Origin of the sequence: Pseudomonas sp. HMSC066A08 (assembly GCF_001813025.1) — a bacterium.
GTDB lineage: Bacteria > Pseudomonadota > Gammaproteobacteria > Pseudomonadales > Pseudomonadaceae > Pseudomonas > Pseudomonas aeruginosa.
Map to the genome: position 1 here is coordinate 1 of NZ_KV811182.1, position 14,456 is coordinate 14,456.

A 14,456-nucleotide genomic window follows, 5' to 3' on the forward strand; every position below is an offset into this window, starting at 1 on the left:
CGTCTCCTGCTCGGAAAACGGACTCTACTAAGTTCGGCGTGGTACTGAAATCGGGGAGCAGGTCACCGGTACCAAAATCGTTGAGTTGCGTGCGATTCCGGTCAAGGACAGGACCGCCTTGCTGGCCCAGACGGCGCCTCATGCGTACATTCGCGCAACCGGTCACGGATGGTGCATTGCCACTGAGCGTGGTTGCGGAGGCGCTGGGTTGTACGAGGCCACCAGGTGTCCTGGGTGCAAACACTCGGTGATCGATGCGACGTTTGCAAGCACTTGGCAGGGCATCTACTCCCAGCAACGGGAGCTAATGAAAATTGAGGACGCAGGGCCGGCAGTGAAACAGCGCGCCGAGCGCGACCTGCAGGTCGCGCTCGGCGTGATCAATAGTCTTGGGTTGGCGCCGGATGACCAGGAGCTTGAGGAGGCTGTGAATGGCTAGCAAGTCGACCGAGCCGTCCAATGGCCGCTCTCGCCCAAAGACTGCCGATGCGCTCAACAAGGTCATCGATAGCATGCTCGCCTGCAACGAGAAGCTCTCCATCTCCTCGGTCGCCAGAGCGGCAGGCGTCACCCCCGGCCTGATCCATAACACCTACCCGGCCGTGGCGGAGCGTATCCGCAGCATCATGGGCAAGTCGGTGCGTGCCCAGCGTGATTCGAAGCACCAGGCGCTTATGAAGGAGAAAGAACTAAACAAAGCCCTCCGCGCAGAGAACAGCCAACTTCTGGAGGAGATCGCTCGCCTTGCCTCCGTGAATCAACGCCTCGTGCTTGAGCTTGCTCAGCTGAAAGGTGTTGCTCAAGGCAAGGTCATCGAGCTTGCGCCAAAACCAGGGGCAAAGTAGCCCCTGGGCATCACTCTACAGTCCAGGGTTGATTTAGCCTGGTCGTGTACGGGTGTACCGGACATCCTCCTGACTACTCGATCAGCGGTAGCTTGACATCTCTCCGCTCAAAACTTAGCCTATCAACTAGTAGACAGGTAAACGGAGGACATCACCATGCAGTTCAAAGGTCGCAAGCTTCTGGTAGTGGGTGGCACGAGTGGCATTGGTCTCGAAACCGCGCAGATGGTCGCCGAGCAAGGCGGTTCGGTTGTGATCGTGGGCAACCGCCCTGAGAAAGCCGAAGCTGCACGCCAACAACTGGCTGCCGTTTCCGGCGAAGACAAGGTCGCGGCCTATGCTGTGGATCTGACCGATTTCGCCAGCGTCCAAGCGCTGATCGAGAAACTGGCCGCAAGCCACAAAGACATTGATCTGATGGTCAATTCCGCGGGTATCTACTACCCGAAAGCATTCATCGAGCACTCGCTTGAGGATTACGACAACTTCCTGAATCTGAACCGCGCGATCTTCTTCCTAACCCGTCAGGTGGCGGCGGAGCTGGTAGCTCAGGGCAAACCCGGTTCGATCGTGAACGTCACCGCGGTAGCAGCCAGGCAGGCGGTCGAGGGAGTTCCGGCCTCGGCCTACTCGATGGCCAAAATTGGCCTGGACACCTTGACCACACACGCGGCAGCAGAGCTGGCCCAGTACGGTATTCGCGTCAACTCGGTCAGCCCAGGCATTGTGGAAACCAAGATCTTCGAGCGCTTCATCCCCGGCGATCAGTTGGCTGGTGCGCTGAATGACTTCAACAATTTCCACCCGCTGGGCCGTAACGGCACTCCGCGTGACGTTGCTGAGTCCATCGTGTTCCTGCTCTCCGACAAGACTTCCTGGGTGACCGGTGCTGTTTGGGACGTGGACGGTGGGGTCATGGCTGGCCGTAAGCAAGGTAAGTAAGATAACTGCGTAATGGCCGGAATCGCTCTTTTCTGGTCGGGCGATTACGGCAGGAGAAGTTATGGCACTGGCAACACGGGACGCGTTAATTCAAGCCGCTGAAGGGCTGATGCGCACTAAAGGGTATGCAGCGTTCAGCTATGCAGATCTTGCAGACGCTGTAGGTATTCGCAAGGCGAGCATTCACTACCACTTCCCTACAAAGGAAGACTTGGGGATCGCGATCGTCGAAGAGTACGTCTCGCGGGTGCAAGCCGAGTTCGAGCGAATCGAGATCAATCAGGCAGGTGCAGTTGAGAGGCTCAAGGCTTTCTTTGTGCTTTTCTACTCCAGCACCGAGGGTGGTCTGTTGCCATTGTGTGGTGCGCTAGCAGCTGAAATGGCTGCATTGCCCGACGGGCTTCAACGCCTGACACGACGGTTCTTTGATGTGCAGTTGTCTTGGTTGACCAGAGTGATGGATGAAGGCATTGCCGCTGGTGAGTTAGCCCAGGGGCGAGGGGCCAGAGAAAAGTCTTACTTGTTGCTCAGTATCCTTGAGGGATCGAGCTTCATTAACTGGGCTACCAGGGAAGGTGAGACTGTGAATATTGCTGTCATTCGGATGATCGCAGAGTACTGATCTCTGCTTACAACAGGGCCGATACGCGACCCGCGTCGGCCCTATTTTTGGTCAATCGTACCTATCAACTAGTAGGGTTGTAATCATGTCTAGTATGCCTAACTGGGAACAAACCATCGCCGACGTCAGTGCCCGCCTGAAAGAGTTCGGCGCACATTCCCCCGACACCCTGCGTGGCGTGGCAATGCTCGGTAATGCAGGCAACAAAACCAATCGCCTTGATGCGAAGACCCGTGAGCTGATCGCTCTGGCAGTTGCCGTTACCACGCGCTGCGATGGCTGCATTGCGTTCCATGCGGCAGAAGCCAAGAAGCTCGGCATTACCACCGAGGAAGTGGCGGAAGCTCTCGGCGTGGCCGTGAACCTGAATGCCGGTGCGGCAGTGGTTTTCAGCACGCACGTTCTGGATGCGATGGATAGCCAACCTCAAAGCTGAGGTTCTCCCGCCGCTGACCCAGAAGCATCAGAGACAGATGAGAGGAAATTCCATGAAGAAAATTACGGTCGAGGTCTGGTCCGACTTTGTCTGTCCTTGGTGCTGGATAGCAAAGAAGCGCCTGGAGCAGGCAATTGATGCTCTCGGGGACCAGGTCGAAGTTGAAATCGTGCCACGTGCGTACCGCTTGGCCAAAGGCATGAGCCCGATCCCTTTTAAACAGGCGCTGCTGCGGAAGACCGGCAGCCAGGATCGAGCGGAAGTGTTCCTGGAAGCAGTCCGTGAAAGCGCCTTGCTCGAAGGGTTGGAATACCGGTTTGACTCCATGCGTTTCGGTGACACGTCCGCGGCTCATCAGTACGTAAAGGCCATCTCTGATCCGGCCCTGCAGGCCCGCTACGTAGAGCGGCTCTACCGGGCAGGAACCACTGAAGGCAAGGACATCTTCAGCGACCGGGTCCTGCTGGATCTGGCGATTGAGGTGGGGGCTACCGAGTTCGTTGGTTTCGAATCGGCAGAAGCCGCAATTCTGAGTGATGAGGCTTTGGTTAACGGCCTCGGTGCCGGCATTCCGTTGTTCGTGATCAGTGGCTCCCAGTTCATCTCTGGCGCTCAGGAATCCGCAGTGTTTACCCAGGTGCTCCGCGCCGCGATCGAAGAACTTTCGAGTGATGAAGAGGCAAACAGTGCAACCAGCTGTTCGATCTCGGGCTGTTCGCACTGACAGGGTTATCGCCTTCGGGTGCTTCGTTTTTTTGATTTTTTATCCACGATTTTAAGAGGATTCGAAAATGGACAAGCTTCTCAACGGTATCGACGTTGCTGCTCTGCAAACTTTCGCACAGGGCGTCGCTGAAGATGCATCCAAGCGTCACGCACGCTTCAACGTGAGGACCAAGTGGGAGCATCAGACTCGCACCGTAGCCACCGTGAACCGTTTTCATCTGAGTGGTAACGACTACCCGCGTGACATCAAGATTGCTGCCGACGAGCCACTGGAGCTGCTGGGCGCAAACTCTGCCCCAAACCCGCAGGAACTGCTGATTGCCGCTCTGAACGCCTGTCTCTCCGTGGGCTATGTGGTGAACGCTTCGGTCATGGGCATCACCATCCACAACCTTGAAATCGAGACCGATGGTGAGCTGGATCTGCGCGGCTTCCTGGGTTTGGACGAGAGCGTCAACCCCGGCTTCGACGAAATCAGCTACGTCGTGCGCATCCACACCGATGCGCCTGCCGAGAAGGTGGAAGAGCTACACCGCATCGTCACCAAGACTTCCGTGAATCTCGCCAACTTCTCCAAGGCCATTCGCATGGTGCCAAAGCTGGAAGTCATTGCCGGCTAAGCCAGCCGATTGATTCAGGTATTCGTTTGAAGAGGTTGAATATGAAAAAGCTGTTTTCTCCATACAATTTGGACAGTCTGGAGCTGGCCAATAGGGTAGTCATGGCACCGATGACCCGCACTCGGACGGAAGACAATGTCCCGACCGAACTGACCGCGCTGTATTACGCGCAGCGGGCCTCGGCGGGACTGATCATCACCGAGGGCCTGCCGATCTCCGACGAAGGGCGTGGCTACCTGTACACCCCGGGAATCTACACGGACGAGCAAACCCGCGCCTGGCGAGAGGTGACTGATGCAGTGCATGCCAAGGGCGGCAAGATCTTCGCGCAACTCTGGCACGTGGGCCGCATGTCCCATGTGTCGCTGCAGCCAGGCAATTCTGCGCCAGTCTCGGCAAGCGCTGAGCCCGCTGTGGGTACCACGGTATACGCTTGGGCTGAGCCTGGTGTCCCCGGCCCGGTTGCACCGAGTGTCCCGCGGGCACTGACAGTCGCTGAAATTCGCCGTGTTACAGGTGACTTCGTTGCCGCCGCTCTGCGCGCTGTAGAGGCAGGCTTTGATGGCGTCGAGCTGATGGCCGCGAATGCCTTCCTGTTCGACCAGTTCCTGAGCAGCCAGATCAACACGCGTACAGATGAATACGGCGGATCGATCGAGAATCGTCAGCGCTTCTTGCTGGAGACCGTCGATGCCATTGCAGACGCCATTGGGAGTTTTCGCGTCGGCGTGCGCATCTCGCCATTCGGTCGGCTGTACGACCTGCGTCCCTACCCTGAGGAAGAGGCTACCTGGAAGAGCGTCGCTTCTGCATTGAATGAGCGCGAGTTGGCCTTCGTCCATCTCAACTACCAGCCAACACTAGATGCAGTACCGTTCCCGGAAGGCTTCTACAAGAGCTTCCGCTCGCTCTACAAAGGCACGGTCATCGGCGCCGGAGGCTTCACCGCGGAGCTGGCAGAGGCCGAGCTGCAGAACGGCAATCATGACTTGATCGCCTTCGGTACCCCGTACATCGCAAACCCAGACTTGGTCGAGCGGATGCAGAATGGTTGGCCTCTCGCACCAAGCGATCACTCCACCTTCTACGGCGTGATCGGGGCGAAAGGCTACACCGACTATGCGCCTTACCAGGAATAACCGCTTCGGCTGTTCCACAGCGTAACTCAACTACTGAAGGTGTCTGGCTATGCCACTGGTAACTGTGAAAGGTATCGAAGGGGTCTTCTCTACCGAGCAAAAGGCCGAGATCATCAGCAAGATCACCGACGCCATGGTCTCTGTCGAAGGCGAGAAAATGCGTGGTGTGACCTGGGTCGTTTTTGAGGAAGTGAAGAGCGGCGACTGGGGAATCGGCGGTGAGCCCATCACCACCGAGAAGGTACGAGCTCTTCAGAACAGCTGATGGTGAAACTGGCCTGGCCTGGCCTGAGCTTCGCGCGGGTCGGGCCAGCCAGCTCATTTCTTCGGCTTGTATACCTCTTTTTTGCGTACTGGATCAACCAGTTCCTTGTTGACTCATTCGTTCCAAGGCGCTTCTAGCGCCTGTCGCCAAATGGTGAGTTTTCGTGCAGATAGGCGAAAAAGTCGAAATTTGTTAGTCAGTAAAAAGCCTTATAAATCAACGCGTTATGAACAACTAATTGTTAGGGTCATTCAGATACAACGACGGCTGCGTCATCGCGCGCAGCGCGGATGCCAAGCCGCATGTCGCCATGGGAGAGCCCTACTTCAAGATTCGGCACAAGCTTCAGCGCTTGGGTATTCGCGCGTTCTCCAGCAACTACGCGCTGTACGGCGACATGAGTCAGCGGGTCATGACTCTCCTTGAGGAGATGGCACCCGCCGTCGAGGTGTACAGCATCGACGAATGCTTCGCTGACCTGACCGGGGTACCTGGTGACCTGGTGCGCGTTGGGCGCGAGATGCGCGCTCGGGTACTGCGCTGCACGGGCATCCCCGTAGGCGTCGGTATCGGCACTTCGAAGACGCTTGCGAAGCTGGCCAACCACGGCGCGAAGAAATGGCAGGCTCAGACTGGGGGCGTGTTGGATATTCGAGATCCGGCGCGCCGTGATCGATTGCTGCAGGCCTGCGAGGTTGGCGATGTATGGGGCATCGGCCGACGGATGACCGAGCACCTAAGCATGATGGGCATCCGCACGGCTTGGGATCTTGCACAGGCCGACGCCTGGACCTTGAGAACGAAATTCAACGTCGTCATCGAGAAGACGGCGCGAGAGCTGCGCGGCACTCCCTGCCTGGAGCTCGAGGACGCTGCTCCGCCGAAACAGGAGATCTGCTGCAGCCGGATGTTCGGCAAGCGGCTGTATGACCTCCCGCCGATCCGTGAGGCGGTGGCCACCTACGCTGCTCGGGCCTGCGAGAAGCTGCGTGCCCAGGGCTCCGTGTGCAAACGGGTCCAGGTCAGTATCCGTACTGGCATGTTCAATCCAGACGAGCCCAAGTTCGCCAAGGGCGTCAGTATGGAGCTGCCGTATCCGACCGATGACACACGACTCATCACCAAGGCGGCGTGCGAGGGACTGGAACTCCTCTATCGGCCAGGCTTCGCCTTCAGCAAAGCAGAGGTCTTGCTGCTGGATCTCCGTCGGCCAGGTGAGTTCACTGGTGACCTATTCGCTGAGGTTCAGTCGGAACGTGCGACCAAGGCAATGGCGGTGATGGATGCCATCAATGCACGCTGGGGGCGGGGTACTGTTCGGCCAGGCGGTGTGCCCGCGGCGCCAGAGTGGGGCATGCGGCGCGAGCTAATGAGTCAGAGCTTCACGACCAAAGTTGAACAGTTATGGCAGGTGTTTTAATGCTTACTTCATGATTTAATTGAGTTTTTTATTTCGCGAAATGGAGTATTGCTAGGTATGTGTAAGACGGATGGCTTGAGGTGTGTTTCTATTGTCTTAACGCTTTTGGGGATTGCTGTTCCAATAACAATAACTGCGGCCTACTTTTGGGCTTTTTCCAATAGCGGTGCGGGACTCTCAAGTAGACCAGAAGATTGGTCGGCGTTTGGTGCTGTTTTGGCAGGGGCTTTTACTTTTCTCAGTGCTATTTCTACAACGCTTGCCTTGGTCTTTGTGAGTGCTCAAACAGGCTTGGCTAGGGCGACAGCGGCTCGCCAGATTGAGTCGTTGACTCTGGAGCAGTATATTAGTCATAGAAGTGTTTTCAGCGAAAGGCTAGAGACTTTAGAGAGGCACTTTAAAGGTGGCATTTCGTTTTTAGCTCTTGATGAATTGTATGGTCGAGTGTTTAGCAAGAATAGCCCGGTGCATTTCGAAGCGAGAGTGAATATTTCGAATACTGAGAGTGGTCAGCTTGCTCATTTAGTTAATCTTTATGAAGCGCTACATGATAGTGTAATGGGTATTCAACGCGGAGAGATAGGGCTGGTTTATAAGTTTGTGCAGAGATTTCTAAGATTTCAAGACTCGCTGGGGATTATTGTTAAAGATGCAGAAGGTATTGGGCAAGTTCAGCATAGGAAGTATGATAAAGCACTCAATGTTTTTTCTCTCATGGATTCGTTGAAGCGGGCTGAATATGTTTTAAACTCTTATCTGTTTTATTCTGCAAATAAAACGGTTGGGAGATTTCGCAAGTTAAATGTAGATGAGTTGCCTTTCTGGGTTATGTATGGGCTGGCACATGCAAGGGGGATGGTAATAACTGTACATCTTGGCAGTAACGAAAGTTCTACGAGATTTAAGCAATTTCTGAGTTTGTATAAAATGTGTATCGAGGGAGGCAGGGAAACATCTGTGGGGACTGTGGGAGTCAGGGAAGTTTATACGTATAGGGAGGCCTTGGCTTACTTAAAATACATGTTGTCTAATCGGAGTCGTGTTAACAGTGAAGTTCTAGATGACTGGGATGGGTTCCGTAGGAATCTTAAAGAAAAGTTGAAGCCTGGTTTAGAGCGCGATATGGAACGCAACGGTGAATATGGCGCTTTATACCGTAGGGCTGAGTTTGAAAAAATTCTTGGCAAGTTAAAGTTGTAATGAATAGGCCACCCGAAGGTGGCCTATGAGTTCATGCTGCAATAAGTTGTCGTGCCAACGCCATCTCCACCGAATCCCCATCCTGGTTCAACGAGTCGAGACCTGACTCGGGAACGTCTCCCGACGTGCTCTGAGCCACAGCGATCTTCTTGGCCATCAGCTGTAAGCAGGTGATCTGCGAGCTGCCAGCGTAGCCGAAGAACACCACCCGCACCGGGTGCTTCTGCCCGATCCGCCACGACCGCCGCGCGGCCTGCTGCAAGGTATACACGTTGTACCCCGTCTGCAGAAACGCGATGGTCGGGAAGTCGAGCAGGTCCAACCCGGTCTTCACCAGCTCCGGATTGGTGATCAGCACATCGATGCCACGGTCGACCTGGTCGAGGATCCAGTCCTCGCGCCGAGAGGTATCGACCGAGGCACGTAGCACTGCCACCGTCAGCCCGGATTGCTCGAGCACTTTCTTCAGCCGGGACGTAGTGTCGCGCGTCCCGCTATAGACCGTGTAGGCCAGGACCTTACGGCCCTTCGCTTTTTCCTCGAGGCAGAGATCCACCAGCGCCTGCTCCTTGGGCATCAGCTGCTCGTCGCCGAAGATCGCTGGCACGAAGGCCAGGGTGTCCCGGGTTCGCGGATGCTTGACGATCTCCGGTCGGAAACAGCAGTCCGGCCAAGCCAGCAGCACGTTGAGGACCACGCCTAGGAGCGTGGTATCTCGTCGCGCCAGAGCCTGGCGGAGCTCCGCTGTCAGCGTGGCAGCCAGGCGCTGATAGGCCGAGACCTGCTCAGGCGCCATGGGCACGTCGACGAACTCCTCTTGGTAGTCGGGCAGTACGTTGCCACCGATATCCTTGAGCTTCAGGAACACGGTGAACGGCAATACGAAGCGGTGGATGCCCTTCGGGCCGAAGCCGGGAGCCTTCACCGTGCGTACCGAGAGCTTCTTGCCCCGGGCTGTCTTGTGCGAGTCACCATCGCGTTCGGTGTAGATATCCTTGAGCACACCGTGGTCGCGCATGAACGACATGGCTGCGGGAGCCATGCTGCCGCGCGCGTTGGGCCGATAGCCGTCCTCGATCATGCGCTGGGTGAGGATACGGAACAGGAGGTAGAACAGGTCGTCTGCGTAGCCGCCCATGAGCGTTCCGGTCAGCAGCACGGTTTTCCGTGCCTTGGCTGCGAGAACGCCCATGGCCTGGCCCTGGGCCGAGCCGCTGTTCTTGTACTCATGTCCCTCGTCCACCACCAGCAGGTCGAAGTAGCCATCAGGTAGGTAGCGCTTGATGAACTCGGTCGGTTGGTAGCCGCCTTCACCGAAGCCGAACTCGATGTTTGCCATCGATCGCTCCATGCGTTTGGCCTGCCGATCGCTGAAGACGAAGTTGCCCTTGGCGTCCATCAGGTTGATGAACTCCGAGACGTTGTCCACCAACATCGTGGCCAGGAAATCCTCGCCGAAGTCGTTCAGCAGGCGCTCCGCCCTGACCGGGCCGATGGTTGGTATCCGGCACATCGACTTGAGAATCGTTGCGCGCCGGTTGCCGCCGTCGGGTTTGCCTGGTCGGATCAGCGTCCAGAGCGCCCCACGGCAGGAGGAACAGGTACGTCGACGGTCACCACGCTCGAACTCCTCCACCGTGACCAGGTTGCCTTCCAGGTCCTCGAGGACCTGTCCGCAATCCGGGCACGCAGCGAGCAGTTGGCCGCCGGCGGCGCGTTTCTTCCAGCAGGCGAGCCGCCAGTGGAAGCCCATCCGCATCCGCACGCGGCCGAGGATGAAGAACTCCTGGCGCCCGTCGTAGGCGTCGCCCATCTGATCTCGCAGCTTGAGCAGCTTGAGTAGAGTATCTGGGCCATTGAGTACCCAGACGCGGGCGGCTGGGATGGTCTCCAGGATCTCGCGGCGCCACTTGTAGACCAGGTGCGGCGGAGAGACGACCAGGGTCCGGCGATAGCCGGCGGCGTGCATGACCGCTGCGATAGCGATGGCCATCATGGTTTTCCCGGTGCCCATCTCGGCGTTGATGATTCCGGCCTGCTCGTTACGGTCCAGCAGCAGGGCGGTGATGGCCTGGACGACCTCGGCCTGGGCCGCGAAGGGCTTGCGCTTGAGTCGGTCCATCACCAACTGGCGGTGAGCGTTGACGGAGCCGGTATAGACCGGGGGGTTGGAGCGATTGAGCGACTCCAGGAGCTCGTCGCCGAACTCGTCGATGAAGTCGGTCAGGTTGATGTTCAGGTGGGAGGCGGCCAGGGCGGCCGGTTGGGTCAGAGCGTTCATGTGCATCTCCTGCAGGTGAAGAACGGAGCAGGGTGTGCACGGTCCCCTTCGGGTACCGGCATACCCTGCAGGGTGGAGTGGAAGGAATCGCCGCGGGGGCGAGGTCAGTAATCGCTAGGGAGCAAAAGCGTGGTTGAGCTGCGGTCTGCCTCAGTGATGATCCAGAGCCTGGATTCGTCGCCGGCGTCGATGTCGTAGGACGACAGCAGCCGATCGCCGAACTTCAGGGCTCTCTGGTTGGTGTTCCAGTCTTCCTGGTCCAGCGTCCCCCAATCTCCCGCCAGATGGCGTTTCAGCAAAGGCGCTGGGTTGAGTTGACCGGTTTCCACCAGGTGGCTCACGGCTGCGGTCATTACGACCCGGCCAGGGCTGATCAGCAGCGGTGCGGGTGCAGGGGCCGGCTCAGGTTGGGGCTCTTCAGCTTCTTCCGTGGTCGCGGCCGAGGAGCTGATGGTCAGCACGCGGCCCTGATTGACCGAGGAGGGTGTCATTTCCCATGCCCGGATGATCGGGATGAAACGGTCGGTGAGGATCCTCACCTCGGTGATGTTGCCGTCGTCGTCCTCGGTGAATTCGGTCTTGCGGACCTTGTCCTTGTAGGTGTCACCCTTCACGACCAGGATCCGGCCCGACTTCGATCGCACGACGCCAGATATCGCGCCGGCGGCCAGGGCAAGGGCCAGGTGCCAGCGAGACAGCTCGCGGACTGGTGGGCGCGGCTGCAGCCCCGCTTGCGCGAAGTGCAGGTTGAAGTCAGGCCAGAGACCTCGCAGCCGCTGGATTTCACCGGCGAACTGCTCCGGCTCCAGGGTTACTCGGTAGAAGTGCTCCAGCTCGCTGGTGGCCGGCAGAACCACGTAGGGTTCCCACGGCCAAGCCGCTGGAATTTCCTCGGCCTTTTCCTGGCCCGCGCCGATCGCCTGCAGGTGAGACCTCACCTGATTGGCGTCCGCCCGGGCCAGGTCCTGCCGACGGACCCGGATGCCAAAGATCACCACCTGCTTGAAGGTAGGATCCGCGGCTGCGTAGATGCGCAGGCCGGTGAAGTGGTTGCTCAACCAGCCAGTCAGCTCATCGTCCAAGACGTAGTGAGGAACAATCAGAACCATGACGCCGCCGTACTGCAGCAACGGCAGGCAGCGCTGGTAGAACGCTTTCTCCAGACGCCGGCGGCCGCTGCCCTGGTACTGCGACGCACCGGAGTGGTCCGCCACCAGGTCGCCATAAGGCGGGTTGAGCCAGAGCAGTCCGAACGACTGCCTGCTGATCATGGTGTCGAAAAGGTCACTGTGCAGCACTCGGTCAAGCAGTCCTCGGGCATGGTCGGCGCGCTCGCGGTCGTACTCGACAGCGAGGGCTTGGACCTGATCGCGGCCGAGGGTGTGTGCTGCCTCAGCCAGGGCAACACCCTCACCGGCGCAGGGGTCACAGATCCTCATCCTGCCCGACGGGGCAGGAGTGAGGGCCTGCAGAGCGCGTTCGAGGGTGACCTCATCGGTAGGGAAGTAGCCGTTGCGTGCAAAGTTGCGCGCCAAGCGCGGGAACATGAGGGCCATGGGGCCTCCTTGAGTCTGAGAGGGACGGCTCAGGCTTGCGCCTGAGCATCGGTGGTAAGAATGCTTTCGCGGATCAGCTCACCGAGGGTGGGCTCGAGCACGTCGACCCGCAGGGCGAGTCGCCAGGCGCACACGTTGCCGATCGTCCCGGGTAGGGCCGTCAACATCTGGTGCTGGGTGAGAACCTCCATCACCGGCTCGCGCCAGTGCTGCAGGAGGGGGAGCGGACAGGTTTCCATCACCAGCGGCCAGAGCCTCTGGTGTGGATCTTCATCGCGCTGCAGGAGTGCGAAGGCGAGGTGATTGCCTCGGTCGGGCGCCGAGGCGCGCCGATCGAACAGCCAAAGATTGAGCAGGCTGCCGAACAACGTGCCGCGGAACTGGCGGGTGGTGCGTTTCTCCAGGAGATCCTGGTTTGGGAAGACAGGTAAGCGGCGGCCGTCCACGATGATGTGGAAATGGTCGATGCCATTTTCTTCCCGGCCCAGCGTCAGCCTGGCCAGGAACTCTTGTGTCACGGTGTCGCGGCCCCAGGCCGAAAGAAAGACCAGGTTGCGCTGCTCGTCGCACACGCAGGCGTCGACGTACAGGTCTGGGCACTCTTCGATCTGGTAGAGCGGGGTGGGACTGGGCATAGGAACCTCCTGGAAGGAGGAGCCACGCCGCCCTCAAGGGGCGGTGAAGCCCCTCGGGGTGTAGTCCAACTGGTGCAGGGGAACGTGGTGGCTACCGAACGCTCTTGGTGTGAGGATCGAAGCTGAGCCCATCGGCTTGGTGCAGCGGCCCTTGGCCGATCAGGAAGACCTGGCAGAGGTACTGATCGCGTAGCGCGACAGCCGCTTCGGCCCGCTCCAAGGTCAGCGACAGCTCCTCGATGAACAGGTCGATGAGCTCGTCATCGCCGGCGACGTCGTTGTTGGACAGTTGGTCCTCGAGGTAGGCGAGGGTTTCCTGGGTGAGGTTGGTGAACAATGGGTTCATGGTGTGCTCCTGGTGGTAGACGAGGAGCGCCCTTGAGGGAGCCCCTCAAGGGAAGTGGTTGGTGCGGTCAGGCTTGGTGTTCGTGCGTCAGGTGTTCACGCCATTCCTGGTTGATCTCATCGTGAGCCAGGTCCAGGAACTCCAGCGGACAGCCGTAGTAGAACGGGCCGGCGCTTTCCGGAATGGTCTTGTAGCCCCATTGCCCGGCCAAGCAGTCCAGCAAGTGCAGCTCGATCATGGTGATCGAGTGACCGGCCGGCTTGCCGAAATAGAATCCGGCAAGGTGAAAGGTTCGTTTTACGACAGTCCAAAGTTCATTGCCGGAGACTGCGTGTGCCAGCACCTCGGTGCTGCCTGCGAAGGTACTGGTTGGGGCCAGCAGCTCACGCAGCAGGTCTTCCTTCGTCTGATGTGAGAAAAGCCATCCCATAGGTGTGCTCCTGTGGTTGGCCAGGTCTCCCTGACGGGAGAGCCCGGCAGGGGTTGGAAGGGTGTTGCTTCAGCGTGTTGCGCGCTCAAGGCGCTGGAGGAGTCGGTAAGCTGTTTGCCTGGCCTGCCAGTCGCAGTACAACCAGGGCTCGTTGTCGGCCGCATGCTCCGGCGAAGGGGTCTTCACCCGCTCACGCAGTGCGATGATGGCCTGGTCGACGACAGATCGGTCGAACACTGCCGCGCGGAACTGGTCAGCCAGATTGTCCAGTCCGACCTCGCGCAGCGAGGCGCAAACCAGCAACAACTCCTCGCTGAAGCCTGGGGTGTTGTAGATCGATTTCATGTTCATGCGGCCTCCTTGCGGGTCCACACCTGTTGTTTGAAGTCGAGCTCATAGCCCAGCGCGCCGAGTCGCACGCACTGTTGGCGTAGTCGCTTGCGGTCGACCGTGGTGTCCAGCTTGACGATTTCGCCTAGCGGCCAGACCGTCCCGAACAGTTCTGCATCCGCATCTGTGTCCAGAGGGGCGGCCTGCTTTGCAGAAGCCGGAGGGTCCATACCGAAAGGCGCGTCGTCCCCAGTTGCAACGGGGCGCAGAGGCTTCGGTTTCGGGGGCGACTTCGGCGGTGCCGCCGGTGCGGCAGTGGGTTGCTGTATCGCGGGCACTTCGTCGAGCGGATCCACCTCATTGCCAGAGAGACGCTCTGCCTCCTCGTCGCTGAGGTTGTCCACGGCGTCCAGCGTCATGCTGTCGAGCTTGGCGCGGATCTCGACGACCAGCCGGCCGCCGGTGGTGTAGTAGGAGGGACGGATCTCGGTGATGGCGAAATCACCGCGGTACTTGCCTTCGATGTGCTGGTCCAGGAGAGCGTCCTTGATGACGAATTCCCCGATCGAGGTCGAGAGCTTTCCCACGTTGAACTCGCCATTGCGACCATTGATGGTTCGAATGGCCAACTGGCCGGGTATGTTGATCATGGCGTGACCTGCT

18 protein-coding genes are annotated in these 14,456 nt (G+C 58.7%); 11 read left to right on the forward strand and 7 right to left on the reverse strand.

What is annotated here, in order from left to right; translation table 11 throughout:
• Positions 1-247 precede the first annotated feature (247 nt).
• The 11 genes from HMPREF2886_RS34880 (at position 248) to HMPREF2886_RS34135 (ending at position 8,215) form a co-directional block, all read left to right on the forward strand.
• Positions 248-439, forward strand: coding sequence for a hypothetical protein (locus HMPREF2886_RS34880; RefSeq protein WP_223703953.1), 192 nt, complete (start codon positions 248-250; stop codon positions 437-439).
• Positions 432-845: a hypothetical protein gene (locus tag HMPREF2886_RS01225; protein WP_023093047.1), complete on the forward strand. Its 414-nt coding sequence runs from the start codon at positions 432-434 to the stop codon at positions 843-845. The genes HMPREF2886_RS34880 and HMPREF2886_RS01225 overlap by 8 nt, the downstream gene beginning before the upstream one ends.
• Before the next feature lie 156 nt (positions 846-1,001).
• Positions 1,002-1,787, forward strand: coding sequence for an SDR family NAD(P)-dependent oxidoreductase (locus tag HMPREF2886_RS01230; RefSeq protein ID WP_019726865.1), 786 nt, complete (start codon positions 1,002-1,004; stop codon positions 1,785-1,787).
• 61 nt (positions 1,788-1,848) lie between these two features.
• Positions 1,849-2,409, forward strand: a complete 561-nt coding sequence (locus HMPREF2886_RS01235; RefSeq protein WP_019726864.1) for a TetR/AcrR family transcriptional regulator — start codon at positions 1,849-1,851, stop codon at positions 2,407-2,409.
• Between the two features lie 94 nt (positions 2,410-2,503).
• A complete protein-coding gene (locus HMPREF2886_RS01240) occupies positions 2,504-2,845 on the forward strand; it encodes a carboxymuconolactone decarboxylase family protein (RefSeq protein WP_024928862.1) in 342 nt (113 codons plus the stop codon).
• Positions 2,846-2,897: 52 nt separating this feature from the next.
• On the forward strand, positions 2,898-3,569 hold the full coding sequence (locus HMPREF2886_RS01245; RefSeq protein WP_019727266.1) for a DsbA family oxidoreductase: 672 nt from the start codon (positions 2,898-2,900) through the stop codon (positions 3,567-3,569).
• Between the two features lie 67 nt (positions 3,570-3,636).
• Entirely contained in the window at positions 3,637-4,191 is a 555-nt protein-coding gene (locus HMPREF2886_RS01250; protein ID WP_019726861.1) for an OsmC family protein, read from the forward strand.
• A gap of 41 nt (positions 4,192-4,232) precedes the next feature.
• Positions 4,233-5,330, forward strand: a complete 1,098-nt coding sequence (locus HMPREF2886_RS01255) for an alkene reductase (RefSeq protein WP_019726860.1) — start codon at positions 4,233-4,235, stop codon at positions 5,328-5,330.
• A 49-nt stretch (positions 5,331-5,379) separates the two neighbouring features.
• A complete protein-coding gene (locus HMPREF2886_RS01260) occupies positions 5,380-5,595 on the forward strand; it encodes a tautomerase family protein (RefSeq protein WP_003159697.1) in 216 nt (71 codons plus the stop codon).
• A gap of 238 nt (positions 5,596-5,833) precedes the next feature.
• Positions 5,834-7,015: a translesion error-prone DNA polymerase V subunit UmuC gene (gene umuC, locus HMPREF2886_RS01265; protein ID WP_019726859.1), complete on the forward strand. Its 1,182-nt coding sequence runs from the start codon at positions 5,834-5,836 to the stop codon at positions 7,013-7,015.
• A gap of 57 nt (positions 7,016-7,072) precedes the next feature.
• Positions 7,073-8,215, forward strand: coding sequence for a hypothetical protein (locus HMPREF2886_RS34135; RefSeq protein WP_124140672.1), 1,143 nt, complete (start codon positions 7,073-7,075; stop codon positions 8,213-8,215).
• Positions 8,216-8,246: 31 nt separating this feature from the next.
• Here HMPREF2886_RS34135 and HMPREF2886_RS01270 read toward each other — a convergent pair whose 3' ends face one another.
• From HMPREF2886_RS01270 to HMPREF2886_RS01300, 7 genes are all read right to left on the reverse strand, one after another.
• Entirely contained in the window at positions 8,247-10,496 is a 2,250-nt protein-coding gene (locus HMPREF2886_RS01270) for a DEAD/DEAH box helicase (RefSeq protein ID WP_034021248.1), read from the reverse strand.
• Between the two features lie 104 nt (positions 10,497-10,600).
• Positions 10,601-12,052, reverse strand: coding sequence for a DUF6094 domain-containing protein (locus HMPREF2886_RS01275; RefSeq protein WP_033995531.1), 1,452 nt, complete (start codon positions 12,050-12,052; stop codon positions 10,601-10,603).
• 29 nt (positions 12,053-12,081) lie between these two features.
• Positions 12,082-12,687 (reverse strand): hypothetical protein, encoded by a 606-nt coding sequence (locus HMPREF2886_RS01280; RefSeq protein ID WP_003125296.1) that lies wholly within the window; start codon positions 12,685-12,687, stop codon positions 12,082-12,084.
• Between the two features lie 91 nt (positions 12,688-12,778).
• A complete protein-coding gene (locus HMPREF2886_RS01285; RefSeq protein WP_034021246.1) occupies positions 12,779-13,033 on the reverse strand; it encodes a hypothetical protein in 255 nt (84 codons plus the stop codon).
• Between the two features lie 67 nt (positions 13,034-13,100).
• Positions 13,101-13,463, reverse strand: a complete 363-nt coding sequence (locus tag HMPREF2886_RS01290) for a hypothetical protein (protein ID WP_034021244.1) — start codon at positions 13,461-13,463, stop codon at positions 13,101-13,103.
• 69 nt (positions 13,464-13,532) lie between these two features.
• Positions 13,533-13,814 (reverse strand): hypothetical protein, encoded by a 282-nt coding sequence (locus HMPREF2886_RS01295; protein WP_017002267.1) that lies wholly within the window; start codon positions 13,812-13,814, stop codon positions 13,533-13,535.
• The gene (locus HMPREF2886_RS01300; RefSeq protein ID WP_034021241.1) at positions 13,811-14,443 is read right to left on the reverse strand and encodes a DUF3275 family protein; all 633 of its coding nucleotides are present in this window, start codon (positions 14,441-14,443) and stop codon (positions 13,811-13,813) included. Before HMPREF2886_RS01300 ends, HMPREF2886_RS01295 begins: the two co-directional genes overlap by 4 nt.
• Positions 14,444-14,456 lie beyond the last annotated feature (13 nt).

Bases quoted from the DNA above. Each gene is read 5' to 3' on its own strand.
- HMPREF2886_RS01230 (WP_019726865.1), top strand. From the start codon at position 1,002: ATGCAGTTCAAAGGTCGCAAGCTTCTGGTAGTGGGTGGCACGAGTGGC.
- HMPREF2886_RS01290 (WP_034021244.1), bottom strand. From the start codon at position 13,463: ATGGGATGGCTTTTCTCACATCAGACGAAGGAAGACCTGCTGCGTGAG.
- HMPREF2886_RS01250 (WP_019726861.1), top strand. From the start codon at position 3,637: ATGGACAAGCTTCTCAACGGTATCGACGTTGCTGCTCTGCAAACTTTC.
- HMPREF2886_RS01300 (WP_034021241.1), bottom strand. From the start codon at position 14,443: ATGATCAACATACCCGGCCAGTTGGCCATTCGAACCATCAATGGTCGC.
- HMPREF2886_RS01260 (WP_003159697.1), top strand. From the start codon at position 5,380: ATGCCACTGGTAACTGTGAAAGGTATCGAAGGGGTCTTCTCTACCGAG.
- HMPREF2886_RS01240 (WP_024928862.1), top strand. From the start codon at position 2,504: ATGCCTAACTGGGAACAAACCATCGCCGACGTCAGTGCCCGCCTGAAA.
- HMPREF2886_RS01255 (WP_019726860.1), top strand. From the start codon at position 4,233: ATGAAAAAGCTGTTTTCTCCATACAATTTGGACAGTCTGGAGCTGGCC.
- HMPREF2886_RS01280 (WP_003125296.1), bottom strand. From the start codon at position 12,687: ATGCCCAGTCCCACCCCGCTCTACCAGATCGAAGAGTGCCCAGACCTG.
- HMPREF2886_RS01275 (WP_033995531.1), bottom strand. From the start codon at position 12,052: ATGGCCCTCATGTTCCCGCGCTTGGCGCGCAACTTTGCACGCAACGGC.
- HMPREF2886_RS01245 (WP_019727266.1), top strand. From the start codon at position 2,898: ATGAAGAAAATTACGGTCGAGGTCTGGTCCGACTTTGTCTGTCCTTGG.
- HMPREF2886_RS34135 (WP_124140672.1), top strand. From the start codon at position 7,073: ATGTGTAAGACGGATGGCTTGAGGTGTGTTTCTATTGTCTTAACGCTT.
- HMPREF2886_RS01225 (WP_023093047.1), top strand. From the start codon at position 432: ATGGCTAGCAAGTCGACCGAGCCGTCCAATGGCCGCTCTCGCCCAAAG.
- HMPREF2886_RS01285 (WP_034021246.1), bottom strand. From the start codon at position 13,033: ATGAACCCATTGTTCACCAACCTCACCCAGGAAACCCTCGCCTACCTC.
- HMPREF2886_RS01270 (WP_034021248.1), bottom strand. From the start codon at position 10,496: ATGAACGCTCTGACCCAACCGGCCGCCCTGGCCGCCTCCCACCTGAAC.
- HMPREF2886_RS01235 (WP_019726864.1), top strand. From the start codon at position 1,849: ATGGCACTGGCAACACGGGACGCGTTAATTCAAGCCGCTGAAGGGCTG.
- HMPREF2886_RS01295 (WP_017002267.1), bottom strand. From the start codon at position 13,814: ATGAACATGAAATCGATCTACAACACCCCAGGCTTCAGCGAGGAGTTG.